Annotated in this window: 22 protein-coding genes, 2 pseudogenes and 1 riboswitch; of the genes and pseudogenes, 15 read left to right on the top strand and 9 right to left on the bottom strand. The window is 64.0% G+C overall.

Annotated features, from left to right (window positions below):
* Positions 1-153: 153 nt before the first annotated feature.
* A complete protein-coding gene (locus QCD75_RS07930; protein ID WP_301227363.1) occupies positions 154-966 on the top strand; it encodes a hypothetical protein in 813 nt (270 codons plus the stop codon).
* Between the two features lie 581 nt (positions 967-1,547).
* Here the strand turns inward: QCD75_RS07930 and QCD75_RS07925 are convergent.
* Both QCD75_RS07925 and QCD75_RS07920 read right to left on the bottom strand, forming a co-directional pair.
* Positions 1,548-2,705: pseudogene (locus tag QCD75_RS07925) on the bottom strand (MFS transporter); the annotation flags it as partial.
* A 2-nt stretch (positions 2,706-2,707) separates the two neighbouring features.
* On the bottom strand, positions 2,708-3,256 hold the full coding sequence (locus tag QCD75_RS07920; RefSeq protein ID WP_441005448.1) for a Chromate resistance protein ChrB: 549 nt from the start codon (positions 3,254-3,256) through the stop codon (positions 2,708-2,710).
* A 131-nt stretch (positions 3,257-3,387) separates the two neighbouring features.
* Between QCD75_RS07920 and QCD75_RS07915 the strand changes: the two genes are divergently transcribed.
* The gene (locus QCD75_RS07915; protein ID WP_301227359.1) at positions 3,388-4,236 is read left to right on the top strand and encodes a hypothetical protein; all 849 of its coding nucleotides are present in this window, start codon (positions 3,388-3,390) and stop codon (positions 4,234-4,236) included.
* Between the two features lie 145 nt (positions 4,237-4,381).
* Here the strand turns inward: QCD75_RS07915 and QCD75_RS07910 are convergent, their stop codons facing one another.
* Positions 4,382-5,062: a plasmid pRiA4b ORF-3 family protein gene (locus tag QCD75_RS07910; RefSeq protein ID WP_301227357.1), complete on the bottom strand. Its 681-nt coding sequence runs from the start codon at positions 5,060-5,062 to the stop codon at positions 4,382-4,384.
* A gap of 327 nt (positions 5,063-5,389) precedes the next feature.
* Here QCD75_RS07910 and QCD75_RS07905 point away from each other — a divergent pair, with 327 nt between their 5' ends.
* Positions 5,390-6,103, top strand: a complete 714-nt coding sequence (locus tag QCD75_RS07905; protein ID WP_301227355.1) for a hypothetical protein — start codon at positions 5,390-5,392, stop codon at positions 6,101-6,103.
* Positions 6,104-6,195: 92 nt separating this feature from the next.
* On the opposite strand, the gene QCD75_RS07900 is transcribed toward QCD75_RS07905, so the two are convergent.
* Both QCD75_RS07900 and QCD75_RS07895 read right to left on the bottom strand, forming a co-directional pair.
* Positions 6,196-6,498 carry a DUF4193 domain-containing protein gene (locus QCD75_RS07900; protein WP_301227353.1) on the bottom strand — a complete coding sequence of 101 codons (303 nt, stop codon included), beginning with the start codon at positions 6,496-6,498 and terminating at the stop codon, positions 6,196-6,198.
* 217 nt (positions 6,499-6,715) lie between these two features.
* Positions 6,716-6,937 carry a hypothetical protein gene (locus QCD75_RS07895; protein ID WP_301227351.1) on the bottom strand — a complete coding sequence of 74 codons (222 nt, stop codon included), beginning with the start codon at positions 6,935-6,937 and terminating at the stop codon, positions 6,716-6,718.
* Positions 6,938-7,320: 383 nt separating this feature from the next.
* Here QCD75_RS07895 and QCD75_RS07890 point away from each other — a divergent pair, with 383 nt between their 5' ends.
* The 11 genes and pseudogenes from QCD75_RS07890 to QCD75_RS07840 all read left to right on the top strand — a co-directional run.
* A complete protein-coding gene (locus tag QCD75_RS07890) occupies positions 7,321-8,427 on the top strand; it encodes an ATP-binding protein (protein ID WP_301227349.1) in 1,107 nt (368 codons plus the stop codon).
* 280 nt (positions 8,428-8,707) lie between these two features.
* The gene (locus QCD75_RS07885; RefSeq protein ID WP_301227347.1) at positions 8,708-9,100 is read left to right on the top strand and encodes a hypothetical protein; all 393 of its coding nucleotides are present in this window, start codon (positions 8,708-8,710) and stop codon (positions 9,098-9,100) included.
* A 3-nt stretch (positions 9,101-9,103) separates the two neighbouring features.
* Entirely contained in the window at positions 9,104-9,721 is a 618-nt protein-coding gene (locus QCD75_RS07880; protein ID WP_301227345.1) for an RES domain-containing protein, read from the top strand.
* A gap of 391 nt (positions 9,722-10,112) precedes the next feature.
* Positions 10,113-10,898: a hypothetical protein gene (locus QCD75_RS07875; RefSeq protein WP_301227343.1), complete on the top strand. Its 786-nt coding sequence runs from the start codon at positions 10,113-10,115 to the stop codon at positions 10,896-10,898.
* A gap of 42 nt (positions 10,899-10,940) precedes the next feature.
* A riboswitch (Fluoride riboswitch) is annotated at positions 10,941-11,030 on the top strand.
* A 21-nt stretch (positions 11,031-11,051) separates the two neighbouring features.
* The gene (locus tag QCD75_RS07870; RefSeq protein WP_301227341.1) at positions 11,052-11,807 is read left to right on the top strand and encodes a 2,3-bisphosphoglycerate-dependent phosphoglycerate mutase; all 756 of its coding nucleotides are present in this window, start codon (positions 11,052-11,054) and stop codon (positions 11,805-11,807) included.
* Positions 11,808-11,837: 30 nt separating this feature from the next.
* Entirely contained in the window at positions 11,838-13,133 is a 1,296-nt protein-coding gene (eno, locus tag QCD75_RS07865; protein ID WP_301227339.1) for a phosphopyruvate hydratase, read from the top strand.
* A gap of 12 nt (positions 13,134-13,145) precedes the next feature.
* Positions 13,146-13,697 (top strand): universal stress protein, encoded by a 552-nt coding sequence (locus QCD75_RS07860; protein ID WP_301227337.1) that lies wholly within the window; start codon positions 13,146-13,148, stop codon positions 13,695-13,697.
* A complete protein-coding gene (locus tag QCD75_RS07855) occupies positions 13,697-14,287 on the top strand; it encodes a fluoride efflux transporter FluC (RefSeq protein WP_301227335.1) in 591 nt (196 codons plus the stop codon). The genes QCD75_RS07860 and QCD75_RS07855 overlap by 1 nt, the downstream gene beginning before the upstream one ends.
* 5 nt (positions 14,288-14,292) lie before the next feature.
* A complete protein-coding gene (locus QCD75_RS07850; RefSeq protein WP_441005451.1) occupies positions 14,293-14,673 on the top strand; it encodes a fluoride efflux transporter FluC in 381 nt (126 codons plus the stop codon).
* On the top strand, positions 14,670-15,938 hold the full coding sequence (locus QCD75_RS07845) for an MFS transporter (protein WP_301227331.1): 1,269 nt from the start codon (positions 14,670-14,672) through the stop codon (positions 15,936-15,938). The genes QCD75_RS07850 and QCD75_RS07845 overlap by 4 nt, the downstream gene beginning before the upstream one ends.
* Positions 15,939-15,946: 8 nt before the next feature.
* Positions 15,947-16,063 (top strand): annotated as a pseudogene (locus QCD75_RS07840) (IS21-like element helper ATPase IstB); the annotation flags it as partial.
* Positions 16,064-16,204: 141 nt separating this feature from the next.
* On the opposite strand, the gene QCD75_RS07835 reads toward QCD75_RS07840, so the two are convergent.
* Complete coding sequence (locus tag QCD75_RS07835) at positions 16,205-16,585, bottom strand: MerR family transcriptional regulator (RefSeq protein ID WP_301227329.1); 381 nt, start codon at positions 16,583-16,585, stop codon at positions 16,205-16,207.
* Between the two features lie 177 nt (positions 16,586-16,762).
* On the opposite strand from QCD75_RS07835, the gene QCD75_RS07830 reads away from it, so the two are divergent.
* Positions 16,763-18,286, top strand: coding sequence for a SulP family inorganic anion transporter (locus QCD75_RS07830; protein ID WP_301227327.1), 1,524 nt, complete (start codon positions 16,763-16,765; stop codon positions 18,284-18,286).
* A gap of 331 nt (positions 18,287-18,617) precedes the next feature.
* Here QCD75_RS07830 and QCD75_RS07825 read toward each other — a convergent pair whose 3' ends face one another.
* Genes QCD75_RS07825 through mobC form a run of 3 tightly spaced genes read right to left on the bottom strand, consistent with a single transcriptional unit; the run spans position 18,618 to position 21,891 of the window.
* Positions 18,618-19,850: a hypothetical protein gene (locus tag QCD75_RS07825; RefSeq protein ID WP_301227325.1), complete on the bottom strand. Its 1,233-nt coding sequence runs from the start codon at positions 19,848-19,850 to the stop codon at positions 18,618-18,620.
* 29 nt (positions 19,851-19,879) lie between these two features.
* The gene (locus QCD75_RS07820; protein ID WP_301227323.1) at positions 19,880-21,496 is read right to left on the bottom strand and encodes a relaxase/mobilization nuclease domain-containing protein; all 1,617 of its coding nucleotides are present in this window, start codon (positions 21,494-21,496) and stop codon (positions 19,880-19,882) included.
* Positions 21,497-21,498: 2 nt separating this feature from the next.
* Positions 21,499-21,891, bottom strand: coding sequence for a plasmid mobilization relaxosome protein MobC (gene mobC / locus QCD75_RS07815; protein WP_301227321.1), 393 nt, complete (start codon positions 21,889-21,891; stop codon positions 21,499-21,501).
* Positions 21,892-22,079: the final 188 nt, after the last annotated feature.

Here is a 22,079-nt window from a genome sequence, read left to right as displayed (position 1 = left end):
GCGACTCGACAACATACTCTGGTTTGTACAACTAACTACTTTTGGAGGCGCCCGCGGATGTCGGTCCCTGACATTACTGCAGGCCTCCCTGGCGAACGCCAAGATTGGCCGTCAGAAGTTCTGACGGCGGCTGCTAGTTTTACAGCTGGCGACGTGGTGGAAACTCCGCCATTTTTCTACTTCGCAAACCCAAAATACGCAGTCTGGGCGGCGACCCACAACTACGTCCAAGACTCGGCGGGTCCAGAAGTCATTTTGGCGAATCATGTGGCGCCCGCCTATGGCGTTATAACCACACAGACGTGTGATCTGGGAGAAGTCGACTTCGACCCGCCCACACGGCCGTGGATATCCATCTCACCCGCGTACAACATGATCAATCTGGACGGTTCCACCAGAGCCCTCATCAAGAAGGGTAAAGGCCCGCTTCACCTTCTTCACCTTCCTAAGCTTGGAGGAGACGCGACGGAGCTTTGGGTTGTCGACCTGCGCATTGAATTCCCGGTGGAAAAGTCCTGGCTCGTAGGCAGAACACCAATTGCCGGCTTCGCAAACGAGCGCGACCAGCGATCTGTCGTCAGGAGACTGGAACTACTCCGTTGTCGACCCTCTTGGGCGGATGCGGTTGTTGAAGTGGTGCAGCGTGTCCTCATGACCGAGTTGAAGAGCCTCAAAGCTTCAGACAAGAGCAGATATGACGCTGTCGTAAACCAGATTGAAGAAATCGGGGGCCGTTCTAATAGCATGCTTGACCCGTCTTTCATCCAGCTCGCCGCTTTCTGCCACGAGCAGCCAACTGATGCAGTTCGGGATTGGTGGGAGATGGTGAACGATCTAATTCGAGACGCCGGAAGCCAAGTTGGACTCACAGCTCAACAGCCGGTAATTGAACTTCTGCCCGATTGCCCCGTAACGCGGTATCGTCAGTTTGAACCAGTGCCACTAACTAGGTACTCGCCACAATGACTTTCATTAGCTAATCGCGGCGCATGAACTGAACCCTCTCGGGCGTTCCCACATGTCCCGGGCGACGGTTCTTTAACCGGCGGGGCGACATGCCCGCTCATCCTGCAGCGTTGCACCCGAGCGATAAGGGCCGTTATGACAGCCTCCAGGCTTGTTCTGCGTGTCTACCCCTCCCGCCACATGCGGAGCTCGTATCGTCAAGACATGCCCAGGGGGACGAGTGCAGAATAGGCCGGGCGTTCCTGACCTCCTGGCGGGCCAAACCTCTATCGATGACGTCCTCAAGGATCAGTACAACCTGACTCCCCAGCTCCCTCTGCTTTGGGCCGCGTTCGAGACCGCTCCCCCAGTCCGGCGTCCTTCGCCATCGCTTCCAACGAATCCTTCTCCGGATGGACCAGATCCTTCATCGGCCCGCGCCTCTGCGTCGCGACCGGCGACCGGCTGACCTTCAACGGCGCCATCATTATCGAAACCGGCACTCCTGCCGCCTGGCCCAAAGCATCGCCCGAATAACCGGATGAGTAGGGCTGCGAATGGTGGCGTGGCAGCGGCTGGACGTACGGTTCAGGGTTGTGGAGGCTGGGGCGTCGCAGGCGTGGTGCGCTGGCTGCAGTTATGAGCAGGGCCAGCGCGCCAAGGCCCAGTGGCAGTCCGGCGAGCGTGGCAAGGCCTCCGACGATCAAGGGTCCGCCCGCGTCTCCTAGTTCTCTGCCGAGTTCGGCGGAGCCCATGGTCCTGCCCATCCTGTCTTGGGGTGTGCTGTCGGCCAGATGGGCAAAAGCCAAGGGTGTAGCTGTGCCAACACCGGCCCCGATCAGAATAGCCGCGATGAACACGGTGATGCTTCCCGGGGCGAAGGCCACGGTTCCGATGCCGGCAGCGGTGAGCAGCAGCCCGGCCCTCATTCCTGCGGCTTCACTGATCCCGTGCAGGTCACGCCGCTTCCCGACCCATGGTTGGGTGATGACCGAAGCGATTGCCAAAGCGCTGACGACGGCCGTTCCAGCGAGGGGATCAAGACCGTGCCGGGTCGCCAGGGCCGGCAGGAAACCTATCGCCGCACCGAGGGCTCCCGTCGACGCGGCAAGTACCATCGTCGGTACCAGAAAACGCCGCTCGGTGATTTGCCGGGCCAGGTCCAGGACCGTGTATCTGACCCTGGGGACCGGCTCCAGGCGGGGCAGATGCAAGATGACCCACCCTGCGGTGGCAGCAGCCAGCGCCGATAACGCTGCAAACAGCAGCGCGAACCCGCCGACATGGATCAGGCCGGCGCCCAGTAGCGGGCCGATCACATAGCCGAGGCTTTTCCACGACCCGTAACGTCCGAAGTACTTCCCTGAGTTCTTTCCCGCGGCCAGTCTGGCGACGGTGGCCGACGACGCGGGTGAGAAAGCCGATGCCGCCGCGCCCTGACCCAGGCGGGTCAGGCCCAGCATCAGCGGATCCGCGGCCCACAACCCGATCAGCGAGAAGCCCGCGAAGGCCAGAAGACCCCCAACAATGACCGGTTTGGCGCCGATCCGGTCACTCAGTGCGCCGAACACCGGCTTGAGGAAAACTTCTGCCAGGTCATAAACGGCCAGCAGCATACCCAAGTTCAGAAGCGTCAGGCCGATGTTCTCGCTCTGGGCACCCATTCCTGCGGCAATGCTGTGGGCTCCGAACGCTGTCACGAAACCCGCAGCATACAGGGGGCTGGTCGACCCTTGGATGATTCGCGTCGGGCTTGTGATCCTCACTGGTGCACCTCGCGGTAGACGAGTTCTGAGAATTCCTCGAGAACCCTCGCGCACTGGGACAGTTCAGTCTCTGCTTCATCGGCCAACGGGCTGCCGAAGACGCCCTTGTCCCGGTTGGCCCGGAACCACCTGCGCAGCCGTTCCAGGCTCTGTTCCTCTTCGTCCAACTCGGCGAGGGTGAATTTGCGCTTCTCGATTTCCTTGGCGATTTCCGCCGTGAACTTGCCGCAGTCTGCGATGAACTCAACCCATTCATCGGCCCTGGCGGCATCGAAAAGCCGGCGGAGCTCGACAGCACCGGCGTCGTCGGCGTTGGTCGTCAGCAAGACCAGCGTTCCACCGCCGGCCAGGGCAAGCACTTGCGCCTTTTCGGCGCCCATCCTGCACACCGGGACGTCCGGGGCAGTCCACGCACCTTGCCCCACGGGAACCGCGCCGAACCGGCGAAGCTCCCTCCAGACAGCTACCCGGTATCTGGAAGGTTGAGAGGGAACCTGGACGAGCATGACGAGCCAGGGCGCATTCGATTCGTTAGTCACATTCATGACTGTAACGACTGTTACAAGAGATACCAACCGGACAGGGACATGTCTAACAAATGCCCTCCTGCCGGTCTGGCTAACGTCTGGTCTTCGGGCCACAATGACTGCACCGGTTAGTAGGTGGTGATGGTGGCGTGACGCTAATGATTGTGGTTTCGTGCACGCTGCTGCTGGTCATCGGCGCGGGTCTGGTCATTGCCTTTGGAGACCGCCCTGTACGACCGCCGGCCGACCTTGCCCGGCCCGCGTCCGGATCGGAAACTCCGGCTTCGGCGTTCCGTCGCTACGTGTGGGGAGCGAATGTGGCGACGATAGCCGCCGTCGCGTCCGCTTTCCTGGTTGCGTGGCCCGGCGGACGGCTTGTGATGCGCATCCTGGCCCTCACATCACCGGCCTCGGCGCAGGGAAGTCTTACCGAGGCTCAGGCAATCGTTGGTATTCCCACGGTCGAGGGCACGATGGCTTTGTTGATATTCGCGGGCCTCCCGGCGGGCTTCGCAGCAGCATTCATTTACATGCTGATACACCGGTGGCTGCCGGCCGGCCGATGGTCGGGTCCGGCACTGGGTGTAGTGCTTCTCCTGGGCTTCGGAGCGTCCGTGGATCCCCTGCGGCCGGACAATATCGACTTCGACATTGTCGAACCCGGTTGGCTGTCGGTCCTCTTGTTCGCGGCCCTCGCCGTGTTCCACGGTGCGCTCGTCGCGGCAGTGGCCGGCGCGGTCAGTGATTGTCTTCGGTCCTTGACGAGTAAGACCTGGAAGTCCTATCTGCCGCTGTTTGCGGCGGTCCTTTTCCCGCCGACGGGGATCGTGCTCGGACTCGGCGCGCTCCTTGTGATGGCTTGGGCCAAGGTCGTTCCCGGCACCCGGTCGGGGCATCCGCGGGCCGCCCTCTGGGTGGGGCGGGGCATGCTCCTCGTGGCGTCGCTGGCTGTGTTGCCGATGTTTGTCGGCGCAGTGACCTCGATCGTGTCACGGTGAGCCGGTCCGGAACCTGACGGGACCATTCCACAATGGAGGCTTCCCGCGCGTGCGCTGAACTGACATACGGAGCGAAAGGGTCATAGATCGTCCCGATCACCGCCTTTAGGGCGATCTTTCTCTACCGCCGCTATTGACCAATACCTCAGGCCCGATCAGGTTTGGGGGTTGGGCCAGGTCGGCTTTGCAGGACCAGAATAAGCTCCTCGTTTACGGCCTCGAGGTCCAGGAAGCCGGGATCAAAGGGCTCTTGGGCGCCGGTAATCTCGGTGACCCACGCCGATTGTTCAACGTGTTCAGCATGGGCAGGGTCGGCCAGGGCGTCCAGAATCTCCTCGAACCCGGGCATGCCTCCGGAGTCTTCAAGCGGGCCTCGCCGGGCACCGCCGAGCAGAAGCGCCGACGGGGAATTCTTCGTCGCTGGCCGGCTGGAAATCAGTTCGATCCGGTGGAGCCAGCTGTCGCCGAAATCGTACTCATAGAACGCTGTCCCCAATCCGCTCGCCAAAAGTTGATCCAACGAGCAATCCTCCTCAGCCCTGTCCCCCGGTTCCTCGCACCACTGCGTCGGGAGCCACTGCAATGCTTCAGGTAGCTCCCCATCAATCGGCCGCAGTGGCGCGAAGGGATCGCTGTCGGTAAAGCGGTGCAGATGGGCATCCTCCCAGCCAAAGGCCACCTGCAGGACCGCGTGTACCTGATCCAGCGATGTTGAGCCTCGGACCTCCAGCTGACGCCAGATCTCCGGATGACTGTCTACAAGAAGCACCCGCAGCTCCAGGACTGACTCCAGTCCATTCGGGTTCTTGCCATCGTCCTGTTTCATGGCGCCATCGTCTCAAACCACACGCGTTTCCCAGAAATAAGCAAGCCCCGGGGCCCCTGTAGCCGCCAGCGCAGCCTGCGCAGCCTGCGCAGCCTGCGCAGCCTGCGCAACGCTGGCTGAGAAGCTGGATGGTTCGTGGCGTTTGCGTCTACCGGCGCCCACTGTCTGCGAAGCCGGTCCTCGATGGCAGTTGGTCCGGCAAAAGCCGCTACGTGTTGACGCCCCGTGCGAGCCTTGCCGTTTGCCCAAAACGGCCCGCCCACCAACCGGCGCCGGCGGATCCTCTTGAGGCGAGCCGTGCATGGCAGTCGCGATAGCATCTGCTGCATGGACAGGGAACAAGAGCTGATTCTTGCTGAGCTGGACGCTGACGCCGATCGCCTGCAAGGCCTGAGCCTGGAGGACCTCGGCTACGTTCCGGATCCCCGGGATTTCTCCGACGAGGACCTGGGCAGCGTCGACTCCGAAACGATGGAATGGATGGCTGGGATTTCGGCAGAGGACCGCCGGCGGAGTTTGAGCCGGGCACGCCTTCTGGCCGGGGCCATCTGGCACGCCTCCGTAGTTCTCATCGATCAGTTGTTCGAGGACGTCCACACGCTGCATGAAAAAAGGTCGGTCACGCACGAAGACATCGACGACACCTGGATTCTCTCGGGCCTGCCACCGCAGTACGCAGAAAAATACAACGGACTCTTCGCCCAGCGATTCCTGGTGGTGGCCGCTGACATGACCCTGAAACTCACCAGCGGCTGGACCTCTCCCAGTTGCGCGGCCCAGGAGCTCGCCGTCCGGTGCCTCCTGGACCAGATTGAGATCACCGAAGACACCTACGATCTGGACCTTGACCCGCACTGGCGGAGCACTCTTACCGACCGGCTCCTTGAAGACACCGACAGCGACATGCTTTACGACCGGAGTCTCGACGGATTCCAGCACGATGAAGGATTGGCCCGACAGCTCCGCCTGGCACCCATGGCACTGGAATACTGGTTCGAACCTTTCAACGAAGACGGCCAAGTGACCCCTTACGCCCGCTGACCCAATGCCCCGCTCCCCAGGACTGTCAGTCCGCCTAATTCATGCTGACGTGGTTGCTGTAGATCCGGGCAGCAGGAGGCACGGCGCGCTAGCTAGCCTTCACATTCGATGCAGTACGAGTGGCCGTTCTTTTCGCGTGCGAGCTGGGAACGGTGCCTGACCAGGAAGCAGGAGTAGCAGGTGAACTCATCCTCGGCCTGGGGAATCACCTGAACGGTCAGTTCCTCGGCGACGAACTCTCCACCGGGGGTCATCGCGTCATCCAGCGCATCGGCCTCGTCCAGATCGCGGACGACGCTTCTGGCATCCGGGGCGTTGGCGGATTGCAGCGCCTCCAGGGATCGGTCCTGTGATTCCTTGACGTCGGAACGTACTTCGTCGTAATCGGTTGCCACTGCCGTGTTTCTCTTCTCTAACGTTCTTATCTGACGGAAATGCAACCTACACCATTGCTCCGCTGTTCCCCTGCCGCGGGTCGGGACACCGCCTTGATATGACTTTTCTGTCGTTGGGCATTCCCTGAGGTGGAATCGTCGTTCGCAGCCTTGATGGCCAGCAGCCGGACGAATGGTGATGACCCTGAGTCTTGTCACCAGCGACAAACCCGGAGACCTACTCCTGCGGTGTCAGGTCGGGGTCGTGGCCGAGGACTGTGAGCAGATCCCCGAGCGAGATCCTTAATTGCTCATATCCGTGTTGATAGAACAGCGGTGTCATCTCGTGCAGGCCAGTGTCGTCGAGTTCCTGGATCAATTCCACCGCCTCCAGGATCAAGGCTTCGACCTCAGGTGGCATTCGTCCGGGACAGTCACCCGTGGCGTCGCGTCCGGTCACGATGTGGTGCCTTTCTCGTTCAATCTCTTCCCATCTCAGGCGTTCAGGCGGCGGACTGTGTCCGGTTCCTTGTCACGTTTCACGGTCCCTGTGGTGCAGGGGCTGCGCGGACGTGTCCGGGCAAATAATGACCGTCCTTTGCTCTTCGCGGGGCCACGCGTGAAAGGGGGAAACGCCGGGCCTGTGCGAGCTGACTTCCCAGGGAGGGGCAGCTACTGCGCGTTCGTCAGGCTGGTCCCGGGACGATCTCACGTGCGGCCGGCCATTCCTGCAGCGTATCCACGCGATCCGAACGTCACGGGATGAAGGACCACAGTTCACCAAATTCACCTATCGGTCTAAATTCACCAAATTCACCCAAATTCACCTGTTAGGCTGGCTTCATGATTTCCGTGGAAAATCCGTTCCGCCCAACTGCCGGCGCTACCCCGCCTGAGGTCATAGGCCGGGCGGGACTGCTTGACGAGTTCGAGTACGGCCTTCAACTGGGCTCCGGCGCCCCCGGCCTGCTGTCCATCTTCACCGGCGCGCGCGGGATCGGCAAGACTGTCATGCTGGGTGCCGCCCATGATCTGGCCAGGGAACACGGGTGGGCGGTCGTTTCCGAGACCGCCACCGGAGCCTTTATGGGCCGGATCGGTGAGAAGATGCGGCGGCTGGCCGAAGAGCTCGGTGACGGGCCCGACCCCCGACGACGCGTCACGGGGGTTACCGTTGCAGGCTTTGGCGTCACTTCCCAACTTTCGCCAGAACGACAAGTCGATTGGCGCGAGCTTGGGGAGAACCTCCTCAGGCTTTTGGATGATCGGAAAACTGGGCTCCTGATCACCGTGGATGAGATCCATGCCGCCGACCGGGCAGAACTGTCCCAGTTGGCCGCGAACGTCCAACATTTCATTCAGGACCGGCTGCCGATCGCCCTGATCTTCGCCGGGCTTCCCTCCGCGGTATCGGACCTCCTGAACGAGGGCGTCGCGACATTCCTTCGCCGGGCTGACAAGACAGACCTGCACGCCGCCGCGATACGCGATGTCGAAAGATCCTTCACGGAAACCTTCGGCACCGCCGGGATCACCATCGCGCCGGAGCTGATACACCGGGCAGCCGTCGCCACCGGCGGGTACCCCTTCCTGATTCAGCTGGTCGGCTACTTCCTGTGGAGGGAAGCGGAAAACCATGACGGTTCCCTCTCATCCGGCACGGTCGACCGGGCAATAGCAGCAGCGATACGCCGCAACGAACGTGTGGTGATTGAAGCCGCTCTCGCCACGGCGTCCGGGAAAGACCTGGAGTTCTTGCACGCCATGGCAGTGGACGAGGGCCCCTCAACCATCGGCGACATCGTCCAGCGGACCGGATCGCGACCGACCCTCGTCGCCAAGTACCGCACCCGCCTGTTGGCGGCAGGACTCATCGAGTCCACCGGCCACGGCAAAGTCGCATTCGCCATACCCGGCCTGGGCCAGTACCTGCGAAAGAATCCGCAGTAGAACCTGCAGCCCTCAGCGGCTGGGCCCGCCCAGCGCTATTGCTCCGCCGGGCCACACGGAACGTGAAGCCAAAGGAACTCGACTTAGAGATGCAGTTGGGCCAGCGCCAGTAACTGAACTTCTAGGCGAACTGACTTGAGGTCAGATAAAGGTCCCGAATGCATTGCCGCCGACCGAGCATGGACAGCTTGACGAAATCATCGATATCGGCTTTATTGGGTGTGATTCAGGGTGGGATCTGGGTATTGATCCGACCTGTGTTTTCGTGGGAATATGAACCATGACTGCAGTGACAGGCGCCCGTGGCGGGTTGAAGGCGCACCAGGATTCCATCCGGCTGCCCGATGACGTGCTGGTCCGGGATCTGAGGGACCTGCTCGGAGCGAAACTCGTCGCCTACATCGGATCCGTGAAGGAAACCCGGGCCGTCCGGCAATGGGCCGACGGGGAACGGAAACCCTCCGCCGACGTGATGCACCGTCTCCGCACCGCCTACCACGTGGCCGCCCTGCTCGCGGAGCGTGATTCCCGGGCCGTGGTGCAGGCCTGGTTCCAGGGCATGAACCCGCAGTTGGACGATGTCCCGCCGGCGCGCCTGCTCCGCGAAGGCCAGCTGGACGCCGCCGGCCCGCAGGTTCTGGCCGCAGCACGGGCGTTCGCGGCCGCAGGCTGACCGGTGGTTTCTGCACAACTGACCGCGGCCGAGGCCGCCGGTAAAGTCTGGCGTGTCGGCTTCCGCCCGGAACCGTGGGCCTGGAGCGGCTGGGAGTGGGCCACCGACGGCCGGTTCCCGGGACGGTGGGATGACCTCCACGGCAACTTCCGCACCATCTACGCCGGGTCCTCCCTGCTGGCGTGTCTCTTGGAGGTTCTGGCCCATTTCCGCAAGGACGCACGGCTAAGCATGGAGCTGGACGAGATCGTCGAGGACGACGAGGACAAGGTCCTGCATCCCACCATCGCCCCTGGGCAGGTCCCCAGGGAGTGGCTTGATGTGCGCACTGCCGCGTCGGCGCAGCTGTCCGGGCGGTACTGTGCCGTGACCGCCTCGGGCAGCATCGCGGCCCTGTACCCGCACTTCGTCGGCCTGGCCCTGAGCCTGGGCCTGGCTGACTTTGACGCCGCCGCACTGAAGGACGCCCGTCCCCGGCGCCTGACCCAGGCCGTCGCGGCCTGGCTCTACGAGATGACAGACTTCGATGGCGTCACATGTGCCTCCCGCCACGGTGACGAGTCATCGGTTATGGACTCTGTGCCAGTGGCAAGGTGGGCAGTCGTCGCTACGTATGTCTGACCGTTCATCTGGATGACGAATCCAGTGCCACTTAAGTGGTGGTCGCGGATGGCCTTGGGGGCGCTCAGTGGAATCGCCGTGGTTGCAAAGTTCATGACTCGACGGTACTGATTTGACGGTCGAAAAGCTCAGTGAGGCTCCGGCGAGGTACGACAGTGACCGAACCAAGAGTCGGCATGTAGCCCCGAGCAGAGGGGCCGCGGGTTTAGCCTTGTTGTAACGGTGATGGATCCCGCCGGGGCCGGTGATGTGCCGGTTCGGACCGCCGAGGTGGCTGATGGGGCCTGCCCCGATTGTGAAGGGCAGGCGATTAGTCATGGCTGGAAATGGGAACGGGCCCGGAGGCCCGGAGACTGGTGAGCGGGACCGGCTAACAGGTGTATTGGTGCCGGTGGGTCCGCTGGAACTGTCCGCGGAGGAGGTGCGGCAGCTCTGGTCTTTCATCCATGGGGACATCATGGACGGGAGCATGCGCCGGTTGTTGCGCGCCTCGCTCGGGTTGTGTCCCCGCCACACCTGGGCGTATGCCGTGGTGGAGGTCGAGCTCTGGCAGGAAGGCGCCGGGGTACGCGGCGGGCACCAGCCCTTCGACGTCACAGTTTTGTATGAGGATCTCCTGGAACATGTCGCCCACGGACTGGACCAGAAGAGTTCGCTGCTGCACCGTCACCCTGATGAGGTGCTTCTCCCGGTCGGGCCGTGCCGGATCTGCCAGGACATGGCCTCCCCGTCCCTGCCCGGTCTGCGGATGGGTTACGCGAACTCCAACACCGAATCCCTCACCGTTGAAGCGAACGGCCTGGCACACGTGACGGCCTGGTGCAGGGAAACGCAGCCAATCTGGCGGAACCGGGTTTGCCCGGTCTGTGATCCCGGCAGAGCGGAGGGAGACGGTGATCCGGCGATGTTGTGTCGTTTCCATCTGGCGGAACGACGCCCGCTGCCGGATCAACTGCGGCATGCGGTGGCCTTGCGTTTACGGGAAGTCAGGGGACGGATGCGGAACCTGACCGACTCCATGACCGACTACGGGGCGCCGGTCGGGGCCGAGGAGAACGTGTCCTGGATCGAAGCGATCGGGTTTTTCGCCGGCTGGGGCCTGCCGCTGTATTTGGCGGAAGAGCCGGGAACCGCTGAACCCAGGACCGGGCGAGCGGAAACCGAACACGGCGAATGACCGTGTCATATTATGGCGTGGCTGGCGTCTGTGCCTGTAGTCTCTGTTCACGGTGATGGATCCCGCCGGAACAGCCCGCACTGAAGGTGCGGTTGTTCGAACCGCCTCCTGGCTAATGGTTCCTACCTTTGCTGATACGAAGGTAGGTTATCTATGCCCGCACCCGGCTCCCTCGTCCTGCTCCGCCACGGCCAGAGCGTCCTGAATGCCCAGGACCGGTTCACCGGTCTCCTGGACCCGGCGCTGACCCTTGCCGGTCAAGACGAAGCCGCCAGGGCCGGAGCGCTGTTAGCCTCCGCTTCTTTTTCTCCCGGCGCCGTCTACACCTCCACCCTGTCCCGCGCCCGGGAAACCGCCCGCATCGTCCTGGATGTGCTGGGACGCCCGGACGTCCCGGTCATACCTGCCTGGGAGTTGAACGAGCGAAGTTACGGCTCCCTCACCGGAGGATTGCGGCAGGAACTTCTGACTGAGCTCGGGCCGGAGGTCTTCCGTTTCTGGCGGCGCTCCTACTACGGCGCGCCCCCGCCGATGTCATCGGCCCAGTTGGCCGCACTCCGGCGCAGCCCGGCCTTAGCAGGGCTGCCCCCGGAAGCTCTCCTGCCCACCGAATCGTTGTGCGGAGTGGTCAAGCGCGTCCGGATCTTCTGGCACCAGCATCTCCGGACACGGCTTCGGGCCGGGGACGACGTGCTGGTGATCGGCCACGGGAACTCCCTACGGGCACTGTGCTTCGTCCTGGACGGGCTCTCCCATGCCGAGGTCGAGGCGCTGAACGTTCCCACCGGTCACCCGTTGCTCTACCGTTTCACCCGGGACCTGGCGCCCCTGGTGCGGCGCGGGGAGTATCTGAATCCGCTGGCGGCGCGGACCGCCGCCGCCTTGGTCGCTGCCGCCGGCGGGACCTGAGATGAAGACGAGGAAATGGAGAAAAACATCATGAATGAACTTCAGATCACCGGGGTGCGCGCCCTGCAGATTCTGGACTCCCGCGGCTATCCCACGGTCAAGGTCTGGCTCACGGCAGCGGACGGCACTGTGTCGGTCGCTTCCGCGCCGTCCGGAGCCTCCACCGGCGCACACGAAGCTGTCGAACTGCGCGACGGCGGCCAGGAATACTCCGGCCGCGGCGTGCAGAAAGTCGTCACCAATGTTCGGACCGAAATCACCGAGCTATTGACCTCGCGGAGCTGGGCAAGTCTCTCGGATCTGGACCACGCTCTCGTGTCCCTGGACGGTACTCCGGGACGCTCCCGGCTGGGGGCGAACGCGATCGTCGCGGTGTCCATGGCGGCCGCCCGGGCGTTCGCGGCCGCAGCCGGAACTCCGTTGCACGTCTGGATCGGCCAGACCTTGGGGCTGGCCGGGCGGCTGCCGGTGCCGCACTTCAATGTCCTGAACGGCGGGGAGCATGCGGCGAACCCGCTGGAGTTCCAGGAATTCATGATCGCCCCCGCCGGGGCGCCAACGTTCGCCGACGGGGTCCGCTGGGGATCGGATGTTTACCACGCCCTGTCCCGGCGGCTGCGCAAACAGGGCCTTGCGACCGGGCTGGGCGACGAAGGCGGGTACGCCCCTGACATCGCTCGCCCTGAGGAAGCCCTGGATCTCATCGTGGCCGCCATCGAGGATGCCGGCTACACTCCTGGACGGCACGGGATCGCGATCGCTCTGGACCCGGCCGCGAATTCCTTCTACGCGGACGGGAGCTACACGGTCGCCGGCAAGGCCTACACTCCCGAGCAGATGATCTCCTACTACGACAAGCTCATCACCGACTACCCGATCTGGAGCCTGGAGGACCCCCTGGCCGAAGAGGACACCGAGGGGTGGCCGGCGCTGACGGCGGCCCTCGGGAGCCGGGTGCAGGTGGTCGGGGATGACCTGTTTGTCACCTCAGCGGACAGGGTCCGGGAGGGTATCCGGACCGCATCTGCGACAGCGGTGCTGATCAAACCCAACCAGGCCGGGACCGTGAGCGAAACCTTCGACACCCTCACGGCCGCCAGTGAGGGAGGTTTCGGGGCGATGGTCTCGCACCGGTCCGGGGAAACCGATGATACTTTCGTCGCGGATCTCGTCGTGGGATCAGGCTGCGGGCAGCTCAAATCCGGGGCGCCTGCCCGCGGGGAACGCGTTGCCAAATACAACCGCCTCCTGGAGATCACCGATGAAGACCCCTCGCTGCCCTACGGGCCCACGGGAACTTTCCTCAACGCCGCCGACGCCACATGAGAGGGGATGTCCATGCATGAGCCAGAGAACGTGGTCCGGCCCGCCACCGGGCCCATCGCCTATGTCCCGCGAAAGATCACCGGGCCCGTGCTGATGGGGGTGGTACCCGGGCAGCCCCTGGCCGTCGCCCACCGGGCGGCGGAACTGGCCTACAGCCTGAACGTGAAACTGATCTGCGCCTACGTGGACATCACCACCTACCTCGCCGAAGAACCCGACGGGCGGGTCGAGGCGTTGCCGATTGATCCGGACGGCATCGATGACGACATCGAAGGCATCAGCGCCGGGATCGCCGAACGCCTCCGGGAAGCCCTGGACGGAACCGGGATCGGCTGGTCCTTTATGAGCCTTGCCGGGGAGCCGGCCAGAGCGCTGGGACGGCTGGCCGAGTCCACGGACGCCTCCGTCATTGTGGTCGGCACCCGCGAACGCGGCCTCGGAGCCCGGTTCGAGGAGTTGCTGGTCGGTTCGGTCGCCGTCCACCTTACCCACCGCCAGCACCGGCCCGTGCTGGTGGTTCCGCTCGCCCCGCACACCCGGCACCATCGGCAGGAGGGCCACTGATGGAACGGCCCGTCCCCGAGGCAACCGCAGAGACCGAAACGGACGAAACCGCCGCCCTACCTCAGCTGCCCATCGACATTGACCTCGCCGAGACCGACATCGGGACGCTCGGAGAGGTCCGCGCCCACCGTCCGGTGCACCTGCACCCCGGGTTTGTGCTGGTCGTCATCACCGGAGGCGTGTTCGGAACCCTGGGCCGATACGGTCTCAGCACTGTCCTGCCCGCACCCGGAGGGTGGCCGCTGCCCACGCTGATTATTAACCTGACCGGGGCGTTACTGCTCGGCGTTCTGCTGGAGGCCCTGGTCCGTCGGGGGCCGGACGCCGGGCGGCAGCGGGTAATCCGTCTCCTCGCCGGGACCGGGTTTATGGGCGCCTTCACCACCTACAGCACCCTGGCCCTGGAAACGAACACCCTGCTCGGCGCCGGGCGGACCATCGATGCCTCGGTCTATGTCGCCGCTACGCTGTTTGGCGGGGCGGTGGCATCAGTGGCCGGGATCCGCGCTGCCGCCGGCCATCACGCCAGGATGACCGCCCGGCGGTGGGATGCGACCCTTCGCCCCGACAGCAAGGAGAACGGCCGGTGAACGTTCTGACCATTCTTTTTCTCGGTCTCGCCGGCGGCCTCGGCGCCGGGACCCGCTTCGTCGTCGACGGGCTCGTCCGCTCCAAGCTCCGTACCGCCCTGCCCGTCGGGACCATCGCCATCAACGTTACCGGCTCCTTCCTGCTGGGACTGGTCGCCGGGGCCGTGATCGTCCACGCCGCACCCGTCGAGCTTCAGGCCGTCGCCGGCACCGGGTTCCTGGGCGGCTACACCACCTTCAGCACCGCCAGCTTCGAAACCGTCCGGCTCATCCAGTCCCGACGCACCGGGCTGGCACTCCTGAACGGAATCGGCACCGCCGCCGCAGCGGTTGGCGCCGCGGCCGCAGGCCTCGCCGTGGCCGGCATGGTGGGGGCGTTGCCGTGACAGAGGAACCCCTTGAGCACGACCAACCCGTCGTCGACGTCGAATCCGATGCGGAGTCGGAACCCTCGCCGGAGAACACCAAGGCGGGCCAGCGGACAGTTCTTGCCGTTGGGTTTGCCAGCTTCTTCGGCGGTGTCAGCCAGGACATGGTCATCCCGATCCTGCCGCTGTACTTGAGTCAGGTCCTGGGAATGGACAGAACAGTGATCGGTGTCGCGGAGGGACTCGTCACCGCCGCCTCCAGCGGATTCAAGATCATCGCGGGCAGGATTTCGGACAGAATCCCACGCCAGAAGCCCCTGGTGACCGCCGGATATGCCCTCTCGATGGCGGGCCGGGCCGGCCTGGCCTTCGTGCATGCCCCGCTGGCGGTCTACGGACTGCGTTTCACCGACGGGATAGGCAAGGGCATCAAAGACCCGCCCAAAGACGTCCTGGTCGCAAACGCCGCCGGATCGACAACCCGGGGCCGCAGCTTCGGGGTGGCCCGCATGCTCGACACCTTCGGATCCGCGCTGGGCCCGCTCATCCTGAGCGGTCTGCTGCTGCTCTTCGTGCAACAGAACGTGGCACCGGAGGACTACTACCGCTGGCTGCTCATCCTCTCAGCGCTGGTCCTGCTCATCACCATCGCGATCATCCAGTTCGGCGTGAAGGAGACGAAACGGGCCGCACGGGACCCGCACGCCGTCCGCGTCCCCCTTCCCCGATCCTTCTACCTCTTCACTGCCATTGCAGGCATCTTCGCCATCGCCAACTCTTCCGACGCGTTCCTGATTCTTCGCTCCCAGAACCTGGGCTTGAGCGTCATCGCCATTCCCCTGGCCTACGCAGTCCTGAACATCATCTACGGCGCCCTGGCCCTTCCCGCCGGAATTCTCTCCGACAGGATTGGCCGGCTCCCGCTGATTACCATCGGCTGGACGGTGTACGGGCTCTGCTACCTGGGCTTCGCTGTGGCCGACTCAGCGTGGCAGGTGTGGCCCCTGTTCGCCTTCTACGGTGTCTTCTATGCCGTCACCGAAGGTGTTTCCCGGGCCTTGATCGCCGACGTCGTCGGCCAGGACGGGCGGGGCAGGGCCTATGGCGTCTACAACGCCGTCGTGGGCGTCGCCGCACTGCCTGCCGGCCTGATCGCCGGACAACTGTGGGACGGCATGGGACCCAGCGCCCCGTTCTTCTTCAGCGCCGTCCTTTCCTTCGCCGCGGTTGTCATGGTCCTTCTCTTCCGGCGCCAGCTCATCCCGGACAGGGTTCGGGGGTGAGCGGACACTCAGACCCACGCCTCTGCGCGGCCATCGTGGACCGCCTCACCTTCAACGGGTCCATCATCGAAACCGGCACCGACTCCTACCGGCTCGATCACACCAAAGCCCAACAGACCCGTTAGGCGGGCCGCACAAAGGGCCGCCTTGGCCTCCATCTGAGGACGGAAGCTCCGCTGAGCCTGGTTACCGGTCCCGAGCTTCCTGTCCCGCCCTGCGGTGCATGCCGGGAAGAGGAGTCACTCACGCCCGGCACGCACAACTATTCAGGATCGGCCGCTAAGCCTTTGAATAAACTCATCCGCCTGGGCGAGGTTCCGGGCCATCTTGGCCCGCTGGTGGACGGCCCTCTCCAGGAATTCGGCCAGCGTCCCTGATCGTTCAGGGGCGGCGTCTCCCGGGGCCGCAAGGAGGGCGAGGATTTCAGCCATCTCCTCGAGCGAGAAACCCAGGGGTTTCATCTGCTTGATGATCATGAGGCGTTCGAAATCATCTTCGGAGAACACCCTGAAGCCGCCGTCGGTCCGCGCTGTTGCAGGGAGGAGCCCGACGTCGTCGTAGTGGCGGATGGTCCGCAGGGACAGACCCGTCCGCTCCGCGAGTTCCCCGATGTGCATGGTGTTGGTGCTGCTGGTCTTAGCCGTCATCAGCGCCTCCGTCCTGTTCTGATTTAAACCCTACCATCACGTTAGGGTAGGGTTTAGGTAGTGGGGTGAGACTTTCAAGACTATTCCCCCTCTTCCCGGCGCGGCGCTGCGCCCCCTCATTCATTAGCAAAACGAAGCCGCAGTCGTGCGTCTTCTTGACCATGAACGGAGCCAGCAATGGCCGTCACAAAAGCCGAACACCCGCCGGCGTTCACCCCTGAACAGCTGCAATCGGTCCGGGGAACCCTGATGTCCCCGCGCCGGCTCAAGACCGAGGTCCTCGCCGGACTCGTCGTGGCCCTGGCCCTCATACCCGAAGCCATCGCTTTCTCGATCATCGCCGGCGTCGACCCGCGGATCGGGCTCTTCGCGTCCTTCACCATGGCCGTCACCATCGCCTTCGTCGGCGGCCGCCCCGCCATGATCTCCGCAGCCACCGGCGCTATCGCCCTGGTCATCGCACCGCTGGTGAAATCCCACGGCGTGGACTACTTCGTCGCCGCCGTCATCCTCGCCGGCATCTTCCAGATCATCCTGGGGCTCTCCGGGGTCGCGAAGCTCATGCGGTTTATTCCGCGCTCCGTCATGGTCGGGTTCGTCAACGCCCTGGCCATCCTGATCTTCATGTCCCAGGCCCCCGAGCTGCTGGGTGTCCCGTGGCTGGTCTACCCTCTCGTTATTCTTGGCCTGGTCATCGTGTTTGGCCTGCCAAAGCTAACCAAGGCCGTCCCCGCCCCGCTCGTTGCCATCGTGGTCCTGACCCTCATCACCGTCTTCGCCGCCGTCGCGGTCCCGACCGTAGGCGACAAGGGTGAGCTGCCCGATTCCCTGCCGACACTGTTCATCCCGAACGTGCCCTTCAGCCTCGAAACCCTGCAGATCATCTTCCCGTTCGCCCTCGCCATGGCCTTCGTGGGGCTGCTCGAATCCCTGATGACGGCCAAGCTCGTCGACGACGTCACGGACACGCGCTCGCCCAAGACCCGTGAGGCGTGGGGCCAGGGCGTCGCGAACATCGTCACGGGCTTCTTCGGCGGCATGGGCGGTTGCGCGATGATCGGCCAGACCATGATCAACGTCAAGGCCTCCGGCGCCCGCACCCGGATCTCCACCTTCCTCGCCGGCGTCTTCCTTCTCATCCTCGTCGTGGTCCTGGGCGGTGTGGTTTCCCTGATCCCGATGGCGGCCCTGGTGGCCGTGATGATCTTCGTCTCCGTGGCCACCTTTGACTGGCACAGCATCCGGCCCCGGACCCTGAAGATGATGCCGAAGAGCGAAACCATGGTCATGGTCGCCACCGTCATCGTCACCGTCGCCACGCACAACCTCGCGATCGGCGTCGGCGTCGGTGTGCTCGTGGCGATGGTGATGTTCGCCCGCCGGGTCGCCCACTTCGTCACGGTCGAACGGTCGGTCACGACGATCGGCGGCCACGAAACTGCCACCTACGTCGTGGACGGCGAACTGTTCTTCGCTTCCTCCAACGACCTCTACACCCAGTTCGAATACGCCTTGGACCCCGAACACGTCGTCATCGACATGCACGCCTCCCACCTTTGGGACGCTTCCACCATTGCTGCCCTGGACGCCATCACCGAGAAATACCACCACCACGGCAAGGACGTGAAGATCGTCGGCCTCAACGACGCCAGCATCCTCATGCGCGAACGCCTCGGCGGCAAACTCGGCGCCGGACACTGATCCCGTCATGACAAAATGAGGCCTCTTCCACCCACGGTGGAAGAGGCCTCATCTCTGCTCCGGTGGGACGAATAAGTGGATGTCCCGCATTCCATCAACAGGGTCGAGGGCTCCGCACGCCTCCGCGATGTATTACTGGCAGGTCCTGCGCGCTCAGCACAACCGCGTTGCCGCCCGAAATGAAGCCGCGAGGATGCCGAACATTCCAGCATTAGAAAGCAATCCGGGCGGGGCCAGATATGACCGTCCCGCCGGGGCCAAAAAGACTTGACACAGCCAGGGCTCGGTGTGGGAGGTACTACTACACCTCAGTAGCCTCAGTGGGCTTCATCTAGCGGGCGGGGCCGCTCTTGGTCCGTTCCGCGCCCACGGCTGCCCCTGTGCGGGTCTTCTTGGCCTTTGCTGCGCCCTTGCCCATGGTGACGGCTGCGCTGGGGTGTGTGCCCTCGCTGCGTTCTGCGGCGGCGCGTCCTCGGACTTGGGTTTCGTTAGCTCCGGTACTTACGAGGGATGCGGCGAAAGCTTCCTGGCGTTCCGCTGAGCCGTAGTCGGTTGCTGACGTGCTTTCCGTTTTGAGGCCCTGGTCTTTGAGGCGGCGGCTGAGGTTGCCGGTGACGCGGTTCTCGATCTCGCGGCCGACGCTTTCCATGCGGGCGAAGAGTTCCTTTTCGGCTCGTTCGTACCGCTGTTCCACGGGCGTCCGTTCGGACCCCGTGAAGCCTCCCTCTGCCAGGAGTTTGGCTTCGTGCATGTCCTTGGCGGCTTGGACGAACGCGGGATCCTCGAAGTGTGAATCTGCGGCGCCGTTGACGTTCTCGGTGGTTTCTTTGCGGAGCTGGTCGATGTCGGGACCGTTGATGCCGTCCTTGCCGATGAGGAACAGGCGTTCCTGCACGGTGGCGTCCGCGGCCGCCACGGCTGCGGGAGTCTTAGCGGTGTGAGCGGTCTGCAGCGCTTGGGCCAGCTCGGGGCTGGCCAGGTATTCGGTGGGCACCTGGTGGCGTTCCATTTCCGGGGCCAGCGTCACGGCCTGGGCGCGGAGTTCTTCGGCGCGGGCAGCGGCGAGCAGGCCCATGGCCTTCTCGTGTTCGGTGGCCGCCGTGCGGGTTTCTTCGTGGCTGCGTTCCAGTGCGTCCTGACGGGCCTTGTCCGTGGCGGCATGCTGGATATCTGACTCCAGGTATCCAGAGTCCTTGCCGGCCTCGCGGGTGTCGATGCCGTAGCGCGTGAAGACTTCCTGCCGGATCTTTTCCGAGGCTGCGAGGGCTGTCGGGTCGTGGTCTTTCCAGCCTTCAGCGATGGCATGCGCCGTGGCGATGTCGTGGGGCTGGGCCTTGTCCCACCACTGTTCCTTATTTACCTGTGCCAGCGCCGCACGCGCTGCGCTTCGGTCTGCCGTGAGGCGGGCCTGCGTTTCGTGCGCTGCCTGGGCATCCTGGTGTTCCTGCTGCCGTTGGGACTCCTGCCGGCGACGGGCCAGCGTCTCGGCAATGCGGGACGCGATCATGAGGGACTGCCGCATTCCGCCGTCCAGCAATTCGTCCATTCCGTCAGATTCACTCATCGTGCTCCCCTTGCAGTTGGTGGTGGTCGTTATCGGTCCAGTACGGGGCCGGACTCCCGGCCCGTGTGCTGGCGGGTTTTGGCCGGCGTTGGTGTGCTCGGTACCGCTGACCCTGGATGGATGGGCGCCATGCCGCGCAGTCCAAGTTCCACGGTGTTCGGGGCCGCGCCCTGTTCCGGGGCACCGACGGAGACCGGGCGGGGCATGGTCGCGGCGAACGGTTTCAGCTGCTCTGTGACGACGGCCCGGAGCCGCTGCGCTTCACGGGTTCGTCCGGACTGTTGGTGCATTTCGTGGATGGCGAAGGCAGTGTTCACCAGCTGCAGCATGAGCGCCGATTGTGCGGCCGTCTTGCTCTTGCTGGACGCAGCCATGAACAACATGGCAGTGCCGGCAATGGAAGGCAGAGCGACAGGCTTGCTGTGCTGCCGTGGTGCCCGGAGCTGGGCGGTGCGGGATAGTTCGGCGGCGGTGGCCGCCAGCGGACCCGGCGTCGGTTCGAGCCGGTGGGACCATGCCGCGAACGCGCCGGACACCTCCCGCGCTGCTTTCGCCCAGGTGCCGTGATCATCACGGGGCAGTGTGCGCAGCTGCTCAACCAGTGCGGTGGCGTTCCTGGTGTACTCGACCCACATTTCCGCCGGTGGGGTTCCGTTCTCGGGACCGGTCCTGGACACGGTGCGCCTGTTGCGGGCGGCTGCGTTCCACTCCGCTGCGGCTTCTGTTGCCAGGTGCGGTGAGTCCATCCACTCTTCACGCAAAGCACCGAGCTTCAGGTCGGAGGCGAGGGTGCCGCCGCCGAACCAGATAGGACGTTCGCCCTGCTTCGGGCGTTCGGCCACGGAGTACCCAACGATGACGTCGGTGGTGTTCTTCGCATAGCGAGGCCGGACCAGAATGCCGGTGTCGCGGGCGCGCCGGACGAACTCCCCTTCGGTCGCGGAGGAGCTGGCGCTGGCGCGGACTTTCCGGGCCAAGGATGAGCGGTGCATTTCCCGCTCGTCCCGGACAGCGATGGCCTTCTCGGCCCGGTCGTAACCGCGGGTGGCGTGCACGGTGGAGAGCTGTTCCAGCCCGTACTTAACTTCCAGCTCACGGCACGATTCCTGAGCCTTCTTGTAGTCGCCGTGGGTGGATGCCTTGGTGCCGTCTTCGCGGACCAAGGAGACGGCCAGGTGGATGTGGTGGTTGCCGTTCTCACTCGTGCCGTGGTTGACCGCAACCCATCGGCAGCGGGCCTTTCCGCTGCTCTCCGTGAAGCCCATGGAGTCCACGAAATCATTGGCGATATCGCCCCACTGCTGATCCGTCAGGGCGCCCTCTTCGGCGCGCAGGCTCAGCGAGCAGTGCCACACGCTGGCGTCCTTGTAGCCGACGTGGACGCGCTCTTTCTTGGCCGCGTCCCACTGCATGTCTTTGATCTGAACCGATACGCCATAAGCCTTGCGCGGACGGTCCAGATGCTTAGCGATTGCCAGGGCATCGTCACGGTCCAGGACACCGTCGTCGTACCACGCAATGATCGCTGCGTCGCCTGCTACCAGGTGCGGATCGGAGTGGGCGTTCTTCGTCTTATTGGCGTCCGTGGAGGCCAGGTAAACCATGAGCCCGCCCATGCGCGAACCGCGGGTGATGTTCGGAATCATCCCTACATCAGCCCGTCTATGGCGTCATCGATGCGCATGGCAACGGAGCGGATATGTTTCAGGGCTTCGTGCGCCTCGGCGGGGAACTCGCTCGTGGCGTTGGCCTGGCGTGCGAGCTGGTTGATGTTGTTGGAAGAACGGGCCAGCAGGTTGTGCAGCGACATCAGTTCCGCGATAGCGGCACGCCGTTCGGTAGTCGTTTCCTGGGTCTCCGACAATGCCGATGTAAGCAGCAGGTTCGGGACAGTAACTTTCTCCCGCTCAGCCCTCGCGACAAGCGCGGCTTCCTCTTCAACAGTGACCCACAGGTCACGGCGCTTCTTGCTGCCGGCGGGAGTGTTCTCCCGACGTCGGCGCGACAGATTGAAACGGTGAGTGAATCCCTCATCCGACATTCAATCCATCCCTTCAAAGGCCCAGCGCAGCGACCCCGAAAACGGGGACCACACTGACCAGTGTGCCGCACTCGACCGCCAGTGTCGAGCGCAACAGGCCACTTACACCCGTTGCTCCGAACGGTCTTCTTTGAGGGTTTTTTCGCCTTTCGCGCTTGATCACCGAAAACCTGCTTTCGGGTGTCGGA

This window comes from Arthrobacter sp. PsM3, from assembly GCF_030433895.1.
Lineage (GTDB): Bacteria > Actinomycetota > Actinomycetes > Actinomycetales > Micrococcaceae > Arthrobacter.
Note: the sequence above shows the minus strand (reverse complement) of the source record. Positions and strands in the feature narration are given on the sequence as shown.

What these genes read in the sequence shown, in the direction of transcription:
- QCD75_RS07920 (WP_441005448.1), bottom strand. Translation starts at nt 3,256, where the DNA reads ATGAATGTGACTAACGAATCGAATGCGCCCTGGCTCGTCATGCTCGTC.
- QCD75_RS07910 (WP_301227357.1), bottom strand. Translation starts at nt 5,062, where the DNA reads ATGAAACAGGACGATGGCAAGAACCCGAATGGACTGGAGTCAGTCCTG.
- QCD75_RS07905 (WP_301227355.1), top strand. Translation starts at nt 5,390, where the DNA reads ATGGACAGGGAACAAGAGCTGATTCTTGCTGAGCTGGACGCTGACGCC.
- QCD75_RS07890 (WP_301227349.1), top strand. Translation starts at nt 7,321, where the DNA reads ATGATTTCCGTGGAAAATCCGTTCCGCCCAACTGCCGGCGCTACCCCG.
- QCD75_RS07885 (WP_301227347.1), top strand. Translation starts at nt 8,708, where the DNA reads ATGACTGCAGTGACAGGCGCCCGTGGCGGGTTGAAGGCGCACCAGGAT.
- QCD75_RS07870 (WP_301227341.1), top strand. Translation starts at nt 11,052, where the DNA reads ATGCCCGCACCCGGCTCCCTCGTCCTGCTCCGCCACGGCCAGAGCGTC.
- eno (WP_301227339.1), top strand. Translation starts at nt 11,838, where the DNA reads ATGAATGAACTTCAGATCACCGGGGTGCGCGCCCTGCAGATTCTGGAC.
- QCD75_RS07860 (WP_301227337.1), top strand. Translation starts at nt 13,146, where the DNA reads ATGCATGAGCCAGAGAACGTGGTCCGGCCCGCCACCGGGCCCATCGCC.
- QCD75_RS07855 (WP_301227335.1), top strand. Translation starts at nt 13,697, where the DNA reads ATGGAACGGCCCGTCCCCGAGGCAACCGCAGAGACCGAAACGGACGAA.
- QCD75_RS07835 (WP_301227329.1), bottom strand. Translation starts at nt 16,585, where the DNA reads ATGACGGCTAAGACCAGCAGCACCAACACCATGCACATCGGGGAACTC.
- QCD75_RS07830 (WP_301227327.1), top strand. Translation starts at nt 16,763, where the DNA reads ATGGCCGTCACAAAAGCCGAACACCCGCCGGCGTTCACCCCTGAACAG.
- QCD75_RS07825 (WP_301227325.1), bottom strand. Translation starts at nt 19,850, where the DNA reads ATGAGTGAATCTGACGGAATGGACGAATTGCTGGACGGCGGAATGCGG.
- QCD75_RS07820 (WP_301227323.1), bottom strand. Translation starts at nt 21,496, where the DNA reads ATGATTCCGAACATCACCCGCGGTTCGCGCATGGGCGGGCTCATGGTT.
- mobC (WP_301227321.1), bottom strand. Translation starts at nt 21,891, where the DNA reads ATGTCGGATGAGGGATTCACTCACCGTTTCAATCTGTCGCGCCGACGT.